The following is a 12,899-nucleotide window of genomic DNA, read 5'->3' as shown; positions in this document are numbered from 1 at the left end:
TCAGTACCTCTTTCTCCCCGATCGCCGGAGCCGGCTCCTTGAACAGAACGGCCGGCCTGTCGGTTGGATCAACCCGCCATCTGTTCGGCCGTGAACAGGCCGACCTTGAGGTCCTTGGTTTCGTAGATCACCTTGCCGTCGGCTTCCATGACGCCGTCGCCGATGCCCATGACCAGCTTGCGCATGATCACGCGCTTGAGGTCGATCTTGTAGACGACCTTCTTGACCTCGGGGGTGACCTGGCCGGTGAATTTCACTTCGCCCACGCCCAGGGCGCGGCCGCGACCCGGCGCGCCCGACCAGCCCAGGAAGAAGCCGACCAGCTGCCACATGGCGTCCAGGCCCAGGCACCCGGGCATGACGGGGTCGCCGATGAAGTGGCAGCCGAAGAACCAGAGGTCCGGGTTGATGTCGAATTCGGCTTCGACATAGCCCTTGCCGTACTTGCCGCCCTCGGATTCGATCCGGACGATGCGATCGAACATCAGCATCGGCGGCACGGGCAGCTGGGCGTTGCCGGGGCCGAACATTTCGCCCCGGCCGCAGGCCAGGAGCTCTTCGAAGGTGTAGGCGCTCTTTTGCATGCGAACGCCCCTAGCACGGCGCCGGGGCGGGCCTCAATGTTACATTCGGCGACAATTGGTGAGAGCAGCGCCGAAAGGGACCAAAATCAGCGCCCCTCGGGACACTGCGGGACCTCTTTCGCCCCCCAGATCTCGCCTTCCGGGGCCCAGCCCGACGCGCCGTCGGCCTTCAGCCGGCACCAGCCCTTCTCGCATTTGTCGAGATTGGCGATCGAGCGGCCGGCCAGATAGGCGCTGATCCGCGACTCCGGCTTGGGCGAGGCGCGCAGGGGCAGGGGGCTGTCCTGCACTCGCATGGCCGTGCGCCGGCCGTCGGTGGTGCGCTTGTGCACCCAGGCCAAGCCGCCTTCGGGATCGCAGATCCGTCGCCACTCACGGGTTTCGGCCACCACCTGCACCGGCAGGCCCTTGGCCTTGTAGATCCACAGCAGGCGGTGCTGCTCGTCCGGGCCCTGGCGCGCATTGACCTCGCCGTACTTCAGCACGACGTAGCGCGGCACCGGCAGGCCCGACGGCGTGGTGGCCGGCGCCTGGGCCAGGGCGGGCCCCGCCAGCAGCAGGGCCGTCGCCGCAAGACCGCCCAGCGCCAATCCGCCCAGCGAACGATGTTTGCATTTCACCGGCATGTTGCTTGGCCGCTTCCGGCCCCTTTGCTACAGATTTCCAACGCCCGTCAGGGAAAGGCTTTTCGGACCGCCCATGCCTGCCCGCAAGCTCAAAGTCGTCGTCACGCGCAAGCTGCCCGATCCGGTCGAGACGCGCATGTGCGAACTGTTCGACACCGAACTGAACCTGTCCGACACGCCGATGACCGCCGACGAGCTGGTCGAGGCCATGGGACGGGCAGACGTTCTGGTGCCGACGATCACCGATCGCATCGACTCGCGCCTTCTGTCGCGATCCGGCGAGCGGCTCAAGCTGATCGCCAATTTCGGGGCCGGGGTCGACAATATCGACGTCGCCACCGCCAACGCGCGGGGGATCATCGTCACCAACACCCCGGGCGTCCTGACCGAGGACACCGCCGACCTGACCATGACCCTGATCATGGCCGCCGCCCGCCGCGTCGTCGAAGGCGCCGAGGTGGTCAAGGCCGGCGAGTTCAAGGGCTGGTCGCCGACCTGGATGCTGGGCCGCCGCCTGTGGGGCAAGCGCCTGGGCATCGTCGGCATGGGCCGCATCGGCCAGGCCGTGGCCCGCCGCGCCAAGGCCTTCGGCATGCAGGTGCACTATCACAACCGCAAGCCCGTCAGCCCGCGCATCGCCGAGGAGCTGGGCTGCACCTACTGGGAAAGCCTCGACCAGATGCTGGCCCGGATGGACATCATCTCGATCAACTGCCCGCACACCCCGGCCACCTACCACCTGCTGTCGGCCCGCCGGCTCAAGCTGCTGCGGCCGCACGCCATCGTCGTCAACACCGCCCGCGGCGAGGTCATCGACGAGGGGGCCCTGGCCAACATGCTGGCGAGGGGCGAGATCGCCGGCGCGGGCCTGGACGTCTACGAGCACGAGCCGGCCATCAATCCCAAGCTGCTGAAGCTGCCCAACGTGGTGCTGCTGCCGCACATGGGCTCGGCCACGGTCGAGGGCCGTATCGACATGGGCGAGAAGGTCATCGTCAACGTGAAGACCTTCATGGACGGCCACCGGCCGCCCGACCGCGTGATCCCCGCCATGCTTTGACCGCCCTCCGGGCGATCGCATCTTGCAATTGCAAAGCTTGTGGAAACTCGCGACTGTGAGGTCGCGGGGGACCGAGCCCTCGCGCCTGTAGTCTTCAGTGCGACCGGGGGGCCGCCTTGCTTACTCGCCGTTTCATGATCGCGGCCGCCTCGTCGGCGCCGCTGGCCATCGATCACGCCTTCGCCGCGGATGAAAAGACGGGCGACGCGAAAAAGGCCGACGCCAAGAAGGTCGAGACCAAGACCGACAAGACGGTCATCGTCCCGCCCAGCGTCGACGAGCTGCTGCAAGGCGCCGAGGTGCTCGACACCGCCCTGTCGCCGGACGGCTCGCGCGTGGCCATCCTCGTCGAGCGCAAGAAGGGCGACAAGACCACCGCCCTGATCATCTTCTACGAGACCGCCGGCAGCGACGAGTCGATCAAGCCGGTGCAGCTGGGCGAGACCGTCGTCGACCAGGTGGAGTGGGCCAACGAGGAACGCCTGCTGATCTGGGTCCGGATGACCAAGGACGCCAAGGGCCATCCCATGGGCCTCTATTTCTACGGCGAGTTCATCCCCATTCCGGTGCGCCGCATCCTGGCGATCGGGGCCGACGGCCGCGATCCCGTGGTGCTTTTCAACAACCAGAAAGGGGTGATGAAGCGGCAGTTCAATCTGGCCAACGTGGTCGACCGGATGAACACCGACCCCAAGCGGATCCTGATGCAGATCTGGGACACCGTCACCGAGTGCGAGACCCTCTACGTGGTCGACGTCTATACCGGCGAGGCGGTCCATCTCGAGCGCGGGTCCCCGTCGACCGACGGCTGGTACACCCAGAACGGCGTACCGGTGATCCGCTACGACTCCAACGCCCGCGGCACCGTGGTCAGCGTCCTGGCCCGCGCGCCGGGCGAAAAGGAGTGGAAGCTCTACAAGAAGGTCCGCCGCAACGAGCTGAAGAAGCTGTCGGACCTGGAGTTCGTGGCCCCGACGCCCGAACCGGGCGTGCTGCTGATGCTGTCGACCGACGAAGGCGCCGACATGCCCACCATCCGGCGCTTCGACACCAAGTCGATGAGCGTCGGCGAGGTCGTCTCGCACGACGACAAGCGGCCGATCCAGGGCGTGTTCGTCGACGAGAGCTACAAGACGCTCAGCATCTCGGTCAGCGACGACCGCAGCAACCACCGCTTCCTCGATCCGAAGCTGGCGGCCCACTACAAGGGGATCAACGCCTACTTCGGCGACGAGTGCAACGTCAGCCCCTTCGACGTCAGCGCCGACCACAAGCGGTTCATCTTCTTCGTCAGCGGCCCGCGCCAACCGGGCGCCTTCTGGCTGTACGACCTCGACAGGAAGGACCTGCGCCTGCTGGGCGACAAGCGCCCGTGGCTGACCCAGGAACGCCTGGCGCCGATGAAGGCCCTGCCGATCAAGACCCGCGACGGACAGACGATCACCGCCTACCTGACGACGCCGGTGATCGCCTCCGACAAGCCCCGTCCGATGGTGGTGCTGCCGCACGGCGGTCCCGAGGTGCGCGACACCTTGAGCTTCGACCTGTTCGCCCAGGCGCTGGCCGCCCAGGGCTGGCTGGTGCTGCAACCCAACTTCCGGGGTTCGGGCGGCTACGGCAAGGCCTTCGCCAACGCCGGCCGCAAGCATTGGGGCGACCTGATGCAGGAGGACGTCGAGGACGCCGTGGCCCAGGTGGTCGCCTCGGGCGCCGCCGATCCCGGCCGCATCGCCATCTGCGGCGTCAGCTATGGCGGCTACGCGGCCCTGATGGGCGCGGTGCGCAAGCCCGACCTCTACAAGGCCGTGGTCTCGATCGCCGGCGACGCCGACCTGGTCGAAAGCCTGGCCTTCTCGCGCTCGGAGGACGGCTCGGATTCCGACGCCTATGCCTATTGGTGCAAGACCATAGGCGATCCCAAGGCCGACAAGGCCATGCTGCTCGCCGCCTCGCCCTCCGAACGCGCCGCCGAGATCAAGGCCCCGGTCCTGCTGATCCACGGCACCGAGGACACCATCGTCACCCCCAAGCAGTCGAAGATCATGGCCAAGGCCCTGAAGGCCGCCGGCAAGCCCTGCGAGCACGTCGAGATGAAGGGCGTCGGCCACCGCGACTGGTCGGACGACAACTGGAAGCTGGTGCTGACCAAGTCGATCGAGCACATCCGCAAGGGGTTCGCGTAGGGGGGCGCCGGGTGCGAAAACCTCGCCCTTCGACGAACTCAGGGTGAGGTTTTCGACGGATCCGCAGGGCCTGAATTGGTCCTCATCCTGAGCTTGTCGAAGGACGAAGACCACACGCCGCCCGTCAGCCCCGCATGTCGCCCGTCTCCATGAACCGCTGGTGCCAGGACAGCGCCTCGCCCGGCAGGGTCGGGGTCTGGCGGCCGTAGGCTCCCAGCTGGGCGCGCTGGAAATAGTCCTCCAGGGCCGGGCGGAAGTCGGGGTGGGCGCAGTTGTCGATGATCACCCGGGCCCGCTGCTTGGGCGACAGGCCGCGCAGGTCGGCCAGGCCCTGCTCGGTGACGATCACCTGGACGTCCTGGTTGATGTGGTCGACGTGGCTGACCTGCGGGACGATGGCCGAGATCTTGCCGCCCTTGGCCGTCGACGGGGTCATGAAGATCGACACATAGGCGTTGCGGGCGAAATCGCCCGAGCCACCGATGCCGTTCTGGATGCGCGAGCCCATCACGTGGGTCGAGTTCACCGCGCCGTAGATGTCGGCCTCGATCAGGCCGTTCATGGCGATGCAGCCGAGGCGCCGGATCAGCTCGGGATGGTTGGAGATCTCCTGCGGGCGCAGGATCATCTTGTCGCGGAAGCTCTGCATGTCGGCGTTAAGCCCGGCGGCGGCCTCGGGGCTCAGCGAGAAGGCCGTGGCCGAGGCCATGCGCAGCTTGCCGGCGGCCAGCAGGTCGAGCATGCCGTCCTGGATCACCTCGGTATAGGCGGTCATGTTCTCGAACGGCGCGTCCACCAGGCCCGTCAGCACGGCGTTGGCGATATTGCCCACGCCCGACTGCAGCGGCAGCAGCGACGGCGGCAGACGGCCCATTCTCACCTCGTGGGCGAAGAACTCGAGCAGGTGCCCGGCGATGGCCAGGGCCGAGGCGTCCGGCGCGGCGAAGGGCAGGTTGCGGTCGGGCGCGTCGGTCTCGACCACCGCCACGACCTTGCTGGGATCGACCCGGAACCAGGCCTCGCCGATCCGGTCGTCGGGCTTCACCAGCGGGATCGGCACGCGGTTCGGCGGCAGGGCGGTGCCGTAGTAGATGTCGTGCATCCCCTCCAGCGCCGGGTTCTGCCAGCGGTTGACCTCGAGGATGATCTTCGAGGCCCGGTCCAGCCAGGTCTTGTTGTTGCCCACCGACGAGGACGGGATCAGCGAGCCGTCGGCGCGAATGCCGGAAATCTCGACCACCGCCGTGTCGAGCGTTCCCAAGAACCCCTGCCAGGCCATGGGGGCGACCTGGGACAGGTGCATGTCGAAATACTCCATCTCGCCGCGATTGATCTTCTCGCGGGCGATGGGGTCGGAGTTGTAGGGCAGGCGGAACTCGACGCCGTCGGTCTTGGCCAGGGCGCCGTCCAGCTCCGGGCCGGTCGAGGCGCCGGTCCACACCTTGACCCGGAACTTGTCGCCGGCGGCATGGGCCGTCTCGATGCGCTCGGCCAGGGCCAGCGGCACGGCCTTGGGATAGCCCGAGCCGGTGAAGCCGCTCATGCCGACGGTCGAGCCCGGCTCGATCAGGGCGGCGGCGTCCTGCGCGCTCATGACCTTGGCCGCCAGGCCGGGGTGGGCGATGCGAGAGGTGGTCATCGGTTTTCTCCCTTGGCCGACCGGCGGCGAGGGGGAGGTCCGCCGGGACCGGCGGCCGGCAACCTAGACCAAACGATCCACCGACTCGACCCCGTAAAGCCCCGTAGGCACAAGGTTTTCGCCGAACGACGCTATGCTCCGCAGGCGGGGCAGCCCGGGTCCGCGCCGATCCTCACCGTGCGGGTCTCGGCCGCCAGGGCGTCGTAGATCAGCAGGCGCCCGTCGAGCGGCTGGCCGGCCCCGGTGATCACCTTCACCGCCTCCAGCGCCATCATCGAGCCGATGACGCCGGCCAGGGCGCCGACCACGCCGACCAGGGCGCAGGTCTCGGCGTCCGGCGGGATCTCGGGCACCAGGCAGCGGTAGCAGGGCTGGCCGCGGAACACGCCCACCTGGCCGGTCCAGCGGCCCAGGGCCCCGCTGACCAGCACCTTGCCTTCGGCCAGGCAGGCGTCGCTGACGGCGAAGCGGGTGGAAAAGTCGTCCGTCCCGTCCAGCACCAGGTCGTAGCCGCGCACGATCTCACGGGCGTTGCTCGCGTCCAGCCAGACGGGGTGGGGGACCACCGCCACGTTCGGGTTCAGCGCCGCCAGGTGCTGGGCGGCCGCCTCGACCTTGGGCTGGCCGACGTCCGCCTCGGCATAGAGCACCTGCCGTTGCAGGTTCGACAGCGACACCTCGTCGGCGTCGGCGATGCCGATCGTCCCCACGCCCGCGGCCGCCAGATAGAGCGCGGCCGGCGCGCCCAGGCCCCCTGCGCCGACGATCAGAACCCTGGCCGCCTTCAGCCTTTGTTGCCCCGGCCCGCCGATCTCGCGCAGCACCAGGTGGCGGGCGTAGCGCTCGACCTCGCGTTCGGAAAAGCTCATGGCGCTTGACCCTCCAGGCCGGCCTCGCCACATGCGAAGCCATGCAAAGCTCGAACTCGTTCCCCGACTGGCACGGCACCACCATTCTCGCGGTGCGCAAGAACGGCCAGACCGTGATCGCCGGCGACGGACAGGTCTCCATGGGCCCAACCGTCGTCAAGGGCAACGCCCGCAAGGTCCGCCGCCTGGCCGGGGGCGCCGTCGTCGCCGGCTTCGCCGGGGCCACGGCCGACGCCTTCACCCTGATCGAGCGGCTGGAAGCCAAGCTCGAGCAGTATCCCAACCAGTTGGCCCGGGCCTGCGTGGATCTCGCCAAGGACTGGCGCACCGACCGCTACCTGCGCCGCCTCGAAGCCATGCTGCTGGTCGCCGACAAGGACGCCATCTACACCGTCACCGGCGTCGGCGACGTGCTGGAGCCGGGCGAAAGCCCCGGCGGCGGCGCTGTGGCGGCCATCGGCTCGGGCGGCAACTACGCCCTGGCCGCCGCCAAGGCCCTGATCGACCAGGACCTGACCGCCGAGGAGATCGCCCGCCGCTCGATGGCCATCGCCGCCGAAATCTGCGTCTACACCAACGGCAACCTGACGGTCGAAGGACTGTAGGGCAAAGATCCTCCCCCTCTGGGGGAGGTGGCCCGAAGGGCCGGAGGGGGGCGTTCTCAGCTTCCCGAATACCGGCCGGCTTCTCCCCGCCGATCGCTCCGCGATCGCCTCCCCCAAAGGGGGGAGGTCCCTCGCCAACCGTGACGCGCTAAGGTGCTGGCAGGAGGCCCTGACCATGCTCAAGATCCTTCCCCCCGCCCTGATCGCCGCGGCCATCGCCGGTCCCGCCATCGCCCAGGACATCTCGGCCGCCCCCATCGAGGCCGCCGAGCGGGCCTTCGCGGCCGACGGCCTGGCGCTGGGGATCAGGGGCTCGTTTCTCAAGCACATGGCCGACGACGCCATCGTCTTCGCGCCCGGCCCCGTGAACGCCCGCGCGCTCTACGAAAAGCGCCCCGGAACGAATGAACCCAAGCTGTTCTGGTGGCCGCAGAAGGTGGTGATCGCCCGCTCCGGCGACCTTGGCCTGTCGCTGGGCCCCTGGAGCATCGACGACAGGCGCGGCGGCTACTACGCCACCATCTGGCGCAAGGGCGCGGACGGGGTGTGGAAGTGGGTCTATGACGGCGGCGCGCAGGCCGACCCCGGCAAGGCCCCCGGTCCCGACGCCGCCGCCCAGGTCGGGCCGCTGGCCCCGGAAGGCGCCACGTCCCAGGCCCAGGGCTTCGAAGAGGCCCGCGACGCCGAGGCGGCCCTGGCCTTGGCCGTATCCACCGACGCCCCCGCCGCCTACAGGGCCGTGCTGACCGCCGACGCCTGGCTGCTGGGTCCCAAGGATTCCCAGACCCTCGCCGGCGACGACCTGAAGACCCGCCTCTCCCTGCGTCCGGCCTCGATCGCGCTTCGTCCGCAGGGCGGCGGCGCGTCGGGCGCCGGCGACCTCGTCTGGACCCACGGCGAGGCCAGTTGGAGCGGACCCGATAACAAACCCGTCGCCGCGCACTATATGCACGTGTGGCAGAAACGCGCCGAAGGCTGGCGCCTGATCTTCGAGACCCTGATCAACGACACATGACCGAGTTCTCCCCCCGCGAAATCGTCTCCGAACTGGATCGCTTCATCGTCGGCCACGCCGAGGCCAAGCGCGCCGTGGCCGTGGCCCTGCGCAACCGCTGGCGCCGCCGCCGCACCCCGGCCGACCTGCAGGACGAGATCACCCCCAAGAACATCCTGCTGATCGGCCCCACGGGCGTCGGCAAGACCGAGATCGCCCGGCGCCTGGCCAAGCTGGCCCAGGCCCCGTTCCTCAAGGTCGAGGCCACCAAGTTCACCGAGGTCGGCTATGTCGGCCGCGACGTCGACCAGATCGTCCGTGACCTGGTCGAAAGCGCCCTGGCCATGGTCCGCGACAAGCGCCGCGCCGGCGTGAAGGCGAAAGCCGAAGCCGCCGCCGAGGACCGCATCCTCGACGCCCTGACCGGCCCCGGCGCCACGGCCGCTCGCGACAGCTTCCGCAAGAAGCTCCGCGCCGGCGAACTCGACGACAAGGAGATCGAGCTGACCCTGGCCGACAACGGCGGCGGCGGCATGTTCGAGATCCCCGGCCAGCCCGGCGCCTCGGTGCTGAACCTGGGCGAGATGATGAAGTCGTTCGGCGGCGGCCGCACCAAGACCCACAAGACCACGGTCTCGGGCGCCTGGGCGCCGCTGATCGCCGAGGAGAGCGACAAGCTGCTCGACCAGGAGGCCCTTACGCAAGAGGCCCTGGCCCTGGCCGAGAACCACGGCATCGTCTTCCTCGACGAGATCGACAAGGTCGCCAGCTCCTCGCAGCGCGGCGGCGCCGACGTGAGCCGGGAAGGCGTGCAGCGCGACCTGCTGCCGCTGATCGAGGGCACCACGGTGTCGACCAAGTACGGGCCGGTGAAGACCGACCACATCCTGTTCATCGCCTCGGGCGCCTTCCACGTGGCCAAGCCGTCGGACCTCTTGCCCGAGCTGCAAGGCCGCCTGCCGATCCGCGTGGAGCTGAAGGGTCTGTCGCGCGACGACATGCGCCGCATCCTCACCGAGCCGGAAGCCAACCTGCTGCGCCAGCACCAGGCCCTGATGGCCACCGAGAACCTGACCCTGGTGTTCACCGACGAGGCCATCGACGCCCTGGCCGACGCGGCCGTGGCCGTCAACGCCTCGGTCGAGAACATCGGCGCCCGCCGTCTGCAGACGATCATGGAAAAGGTCGTCGAGGAGATCAGCTTCACCGCCACCGACCACGGCGGCGAAACGGTCACCATCGACGCCGACTACGTCAACAAGCGGGTAGGGGCCCTAGCGGCCAACGCCGATCTGAGCCGGTACATCCTGTAGAACCCTCTCCCTGAAGGGGGAGGTGGCCCGAAGGGCCGGAGGGGGAAGTTCCTGATGAGCCGGCAACAGCCTCAGACGCCGCAGCAACTTCCCCCTCAGTCGCTCCGCGACAGCTCCCCCTTCAGGGGGAGCATCTTGACGAAAAACGACCCGGGCGTCGCCGTCCGGGCCGCGAAGTCAGAGGGGATGTTACTAGGGGGATACGAGGGATGAATGCGCGTCCCGCGCGTCCGGTTCCATGAAGCTCTCGTGACGACGTGCGACACTAAGTCTTTGTTTCCAGAGGCCCCGCGCACCCGATCTCGGTAAACGCCCCTTAACCATCTGGGGCCACAAGGTAGCATTCGAAGTGCTTCGGAGTGGTTCATGGCGCGAGTTGCGCGGCGATCGAATGTGGAGCTGGTCTGGGAGGCCGTGCGCTACGGCTGGGACCAGCCGTGGACGGCCCGGTTCCGGGGCGGCGTCCTGGCCGTTCTGGGCGCGGGTCTGCTGCTGTCGCTGGCCACCTACGACGCCGCCGATCCCAGCTTCAACGCCGTCAGCGGCGCGCCGGCCAGCAACGCCCTGGGCGGCGCCGGCGCGGTGATCGCCGACGTGGTCGTCCAGTCCCTCGGCCTGGCCGGCTGGGTGGCGGCGATCATGATGCTGGTGTTCGGCCTGGCCCGCACCGCCCAGCCCGATCCCGACGCCCACCGCCGAGAGCTGCGCGTGCGCGCCGGCGTCGGCGTGGCCGGCCTGCTGGCCCTGGCCGGCTTCCTCACCGTTCTGGCCAAGCCCGCCGTCTGGCCGCTGGCCAAGGGCCTGGGCGGCTTCTGGGGCGACGGCCTTCTGAACCTGCTGGCCGGAATCTTCAGCTTCGCCCACATCCCCGGCGCCCGGATCATCGCCGCCCTTCTGCTGCTGGTCGGGGCCGTGATCGGCGTCGGCTACGCCCTGGGCGTGCGCCGCGTCGACCCCGAGAGCGTCCTCTCCTTGGTCGCCCGCCTGACCGCCCCGCGCGAACGCGCGCCCCGCCAGGAGCGCGAACCCGAGCCGGTCCGCGCCGCGCGTCCCAAGGCCGCGCCCCGCCGCCCGGTGCGCGAGGCCATGGACGCCATCGACAACGACGAGCCCCAGGCCCCCGCGGCCCGCCGCGCCGCCCGCGCGCCCGCCCCGGCGGACGATGAGGACGGCATGGTCGTCGCGCCCCAGCCCGCGCCGCGCGCCGGCAAGGCCGCCCGCCCGGCCCCGCCGCCGGTCGAGGACGACGAGGACGACTTCGCGCCCAGCTTCGAGCCCCGCCCCCTGGCCATCCGCCAGCCCAAGGCCCCGGCCGCGACCAGCAACCGCGAACTGCGCGAGCAGCAGAAGACCTTCGACTTCGAGGAAGAGGAAGACGGCTTCCAGCTGCCGGAACTGGCCATGCTGGCCAAGGCCAAGCCGCGCTCGGCCGAGTTCGACGAGGGCGCCCTGCGCCAGAACGCCCGCCTGCTGGAAAGCGTGCTGGCCGAGTTCGGCGTCAAGGGGCAGATCGACCAGATCCGTCCCGGCCCCGTCGTGACCATGTACGAGCTGGTGCCGGCGCCGGGCGTGAAGACCGCCCGTGTCGTCGCACTGGCCGACGACATCGCCCGCTCGATGAGCGTGATCTCGTGCCGCGTGGCCGTGGCCCAGGGCCGCAACGCCATCGGCATCGAAATGCCCAACCAGCGTCGCGAGACCGTCTATCTGCGCGACCTGCTGTCCAGCGCCGACTACGACAAGGCCAGCTCGATCCTGCCCATGGCCCTGGGCGAGACCATCGGCGGCGAGCCCTATATCGCCGACCTGGCCAAGATGCCCCACCTGCTGATCGCCGGCACCACCGGCTCGGGCAAGTCGGTCGGCGTCAACGCCATGATCCTGTCGATCCTCTACAAGCTGCCGCCCGAGAAGTGCCGCTTCATCATGATCGACCCCAAGATGCTGGAACTGTCGGTCTATGACGGCATCCCGCACCTGCTGGCGCCGGTCGTGACCGATCCGAAGAAGGCCGTCGTGGCGCTGAAGTGGACCGTCCGCGAGATGGAGGACCGCTATCGCCGCATGTCCAAGATCGGCGTGCGCAACATCGGCGGCTACAACGAGAAGGCCAACGAGGCCCTCGAGAAGGGCGAGCACTTCGAACGGACCGTTCAAACGGGGTTCGACGACGCCGGCCGCCCGATCTACGAGACCGAGCAGATCCGCCCCGAGGCCATGCCCTACCTGGTCGTGGTCATCGACGAGGTGGCCGACCTGATGATGGTGGCCGGCAAGGACATCGAAGGCGCCGTCCAGCGTCTGGCCCAGATGGCCCGCGCCGCCGGCATCCACCTGATCATGGCCACCCAGCGTCCGTCGGTCGACGTCATCACCGGCACCATCAAGGCCAACTTCCCGACCCGGATCAGCTTCCAGGTGACGTCGAAGATCGACGCCCGCACCATCCTGGGCGAGCAGGGCGCCGAGCAGCTGCTGGGCCAGGGCGACATGCTCTACATGGCCGGCGGCGGCCGCATCACCCGCCTGCACGGCCCGTTCGTCAGCGACGGCGAGGTCGAAGCCGTGGCCAAGTTCCTGCGCGACCAGGGCATCCCCCAGTACCTGGAGGAAGTCACCGCCGGCGGCGACGAGGAGCAGGAAGAGGCCATCGAGGGCGCCTTCGCCGGCGAGGGCGGGGCCAACGACCTCTACGACCACGCCGTGGCCGTGGTCACCCGCGACCGCAAGGCCTCGACCAGCTACATCCAGCGCCGCCTGCAGATCGGCTACAACCGCGCCGCCTCGCTGATGGAGCGGATGGAGAAGGAAGGCGTCGTCGGCGCCGCCAACCACGCAGGCAAGCGCGAGATCCTCGCCCCGCCGCCTCCGCCGCTGTAGGGCTCGAAAGATCGCAAAAGGAAAACGCCGCGACAGTCGATGTCGCGGCGTTTTTCGTTCTCGCTCTCAGCTCGTCATCCCGGCCGTAGCGCAGCGAAGAGCCGGGACCCAGGGGCCGCCACGATGCGCCGGCGAATGTGCGGAAG

General features: G+C 69.1%; 10 protein-coding genes. 6 read left to right on the top strand and 4 right to left on the bottom strand.

The features are described 5' to 3' along the window. Positions 1-68: 68 nt before the first annotated feature. Together fabA and DDF62_RS21305 are read right to left on the bottom strand one after the other, a co-directional pair. A complete protein-coding gene (gene fabA, locus DDF62_RS21310) occupies positions 69-584 on the bottom strand; it encodes a 3-hydroxyacyl-[acyl-carrier-protein] dehydratase FabA (protein ID WP_101720350.1) in 516 nt (171 codons plus the stop codon). A gap of 86 nt (positions 585-670) precedes the next feature. Beyond that, positions 671-1,210 carry an SH3 domain-containing protein gene (locus tag DDF62_RS21305; RefSeq protein WP_116490957.1) on the bottom strand — a complete coding sequence of 180 codons (540 nt, stop codon included), beginning with the start codon at positions 1,208-1,210 and terminating at the stop codon, positions 671-673. A gap of 73 nt (positions 1,211-1,283) precedes the next feature. On the opposite strand from DDF62_RS21305, the gene DDF62_RS21300 reads away from it, so the two are divergent. Next, positions 1,284-2,270 carry a 2-hydroxyacid dehydrogenase gene (locus DDF62_RS21300; protein WP_116490956.1) on the top strand — a complete coding sequence of 329 codons (987 nt, stop codon included), beginning with the start codon at positions 1,284-1,286 and terminating at the stop codon, positions 2,268-2,270. A gap of 116 nt (positions 2,271-2,386) precedes the next feature. After that, positions 2,387-4,453, top strand: a complete 2,067-nt coding sequence (locus tag DDF62_RS21295; RefSeq protein WP_133244964.1) for an alpha/beta hydrolase family protein — start codon at positions 2,387-2,389, stop codon at positions 4,451-4,453. Between the two features lie 124 nt (positions 4,454-4,577). Here DDF62_RS21295 and DDF62_RS21290 read toward each other — a convergent pair whose 3' ends face one another. Next, positions 4,578-6,092, bottom strand: coding sequence for an acetyl-CoA hydrolase/transferase family protein (locus DDF62_RS21290; RefSeq protein ID WP_116490954.1), 1,515 nt, complete (start codon positions 6,090-6,092; stop codon positions 4,578-4,580). 131 nt (positions 6,093-6,223) lie between these two features. After that, positions 6,224-6,961 (bottom strand): HesA/MoeB/ThiF family protein, encoded by a 738-nt coding sequence (locus tag DDF62_RS21285; RefSeq protein WP_165832327.1) that lies wholly within the window; start codon positions 6,959-6,961, stop codon positions 6,224-6,226. A 5-nt stretch (positions 6,962-6,966) separates the two neighbouring features. Here DDF62_RS21285 and hslV point away from each other — a divergent pair, with 5 nt between their 5' ends. From hslV to DDF62_RS21265, 4 genes are all read left to right on the top strand, one after another. Next, positions 6,967-7,566, top strand: a complete 600-nt coding sequence (gene hslV, locus DDF62_RS21280; protein WP_165832326.1) for an ATP-dependent protease subunit HslV — start codon at positions 6,967-6,969, stop codon at positions 7,564-7,566. A gap of 175 nt (positions 7,567-7,741) precedes the next feature. Then, positions 7,742-8,581, top strand: a complete 840-nt coding sequence (locus DDF62_RS21275; RefSeq protein ID WP_244286904.1) for a DUF4440 domain-containing protein — start codon at positions 7,742-7,744, stop codon at positions 8,579-8,581. Beyond that, positions 8,578-9,873, top strand: a complete 1,296-nt coding sequence (gene hslU, locus DDF62_RS21270; protein ID WP_116490951.1) for an ATP-dependent protease ATPase subunit HslU — start codon at positions 8,578-8,580, stop codon at positions 9,871-9,873. The genes DDF62_RS21275 and hslU overlap by 4 nt, the downstream gene beginning before the upstream one ends. 366 nt (positions 9,874-10,239) lie before the next feature. Beyond that, the gene (locus DDF62_RS21265) at positions 10,240-12,753 is read left to right on the top strand and encodes a DNA translocase FtsK (protein WP_116490950.1); all 2,514 of its coding nucleotides are present in this window, start codon (positions 10,240-10,242) and stop codon (positions 12,751-12,753) included. Positions 12,754-12,899: the final 146 nt, after the last annotated feature.

This window comes from Caulobacter radicis, assembly GCF_003094615.1.
Classification (GTDB): domain Bacteria; phylum Pseudomonadota; class Alphaproteobacteria; order Caulobacterales; family Caulobacteraceae; genus Caulobacter; species Caulobacter radicis.
This window is presented reverse-complemented; position numbering and strand designations above follow the sequence as displayed.

Bases quoted from the DNA above. Each gene is read 5' to 3' on its own strand.
- DDF62_RS21265 (WP_116490950.1), top strand. From the start codon at position 10,240: ATGGCGCGAGTTGCGCGGCGATCGAATGTGGAGCTGGTCTGGGAGGCC.
- DDF62_RS21275 (WP_244286904.1), top strand. From the start codon at position 7,742: ATGCTCAAGATCCTTCCCCCCGCCCTGATCGCCGCGGCCATCGCCGGT.
- DDF62_RS21300 (WP_116490956.1), top strand. From the start codon at position 1,284: ATGCCTGCCCGCAAGCTCAAAGTCGTCGTCACGCGCAAGCTGCCCGAT.
- DDF62_RS21290 (WP_116490954.1), bottom strand. From the start codon at position 6,092: ATGACCACCTCTCGCATCGCCCACCCCGGCCTGGCGGCCAAGGTCATG.
- hslU (WP_116490951.1), top strand. From the start codon at position 8,578: ATGACCGAGTTCTCCCCCCGCGAAATCGTCTCCGAACTGGATCGCTTC.
- DDF62_RS21285 (WP_165832327.1), bottom strand. From the start codon at position 6,961: ATGAGCTTTTCCGAACGCGAGGTCGAGCGCTACGCCCGCCACCTGGTG.
- fabA (WP_101720350.1), bottom strand. From the start codon at position 584: ATGCAAAAGAGCGCCTACACCTTCGAAGAGCTCCTGGCCTGCGGCCGG.
- DDF62_RS21305 (WP_116490957.1), bottom strand. From the start codon at position 1,210: ATGCCGGTGAAATGCAAACATCGTTCGCTGGGCGGATTGGCGCTGGGC.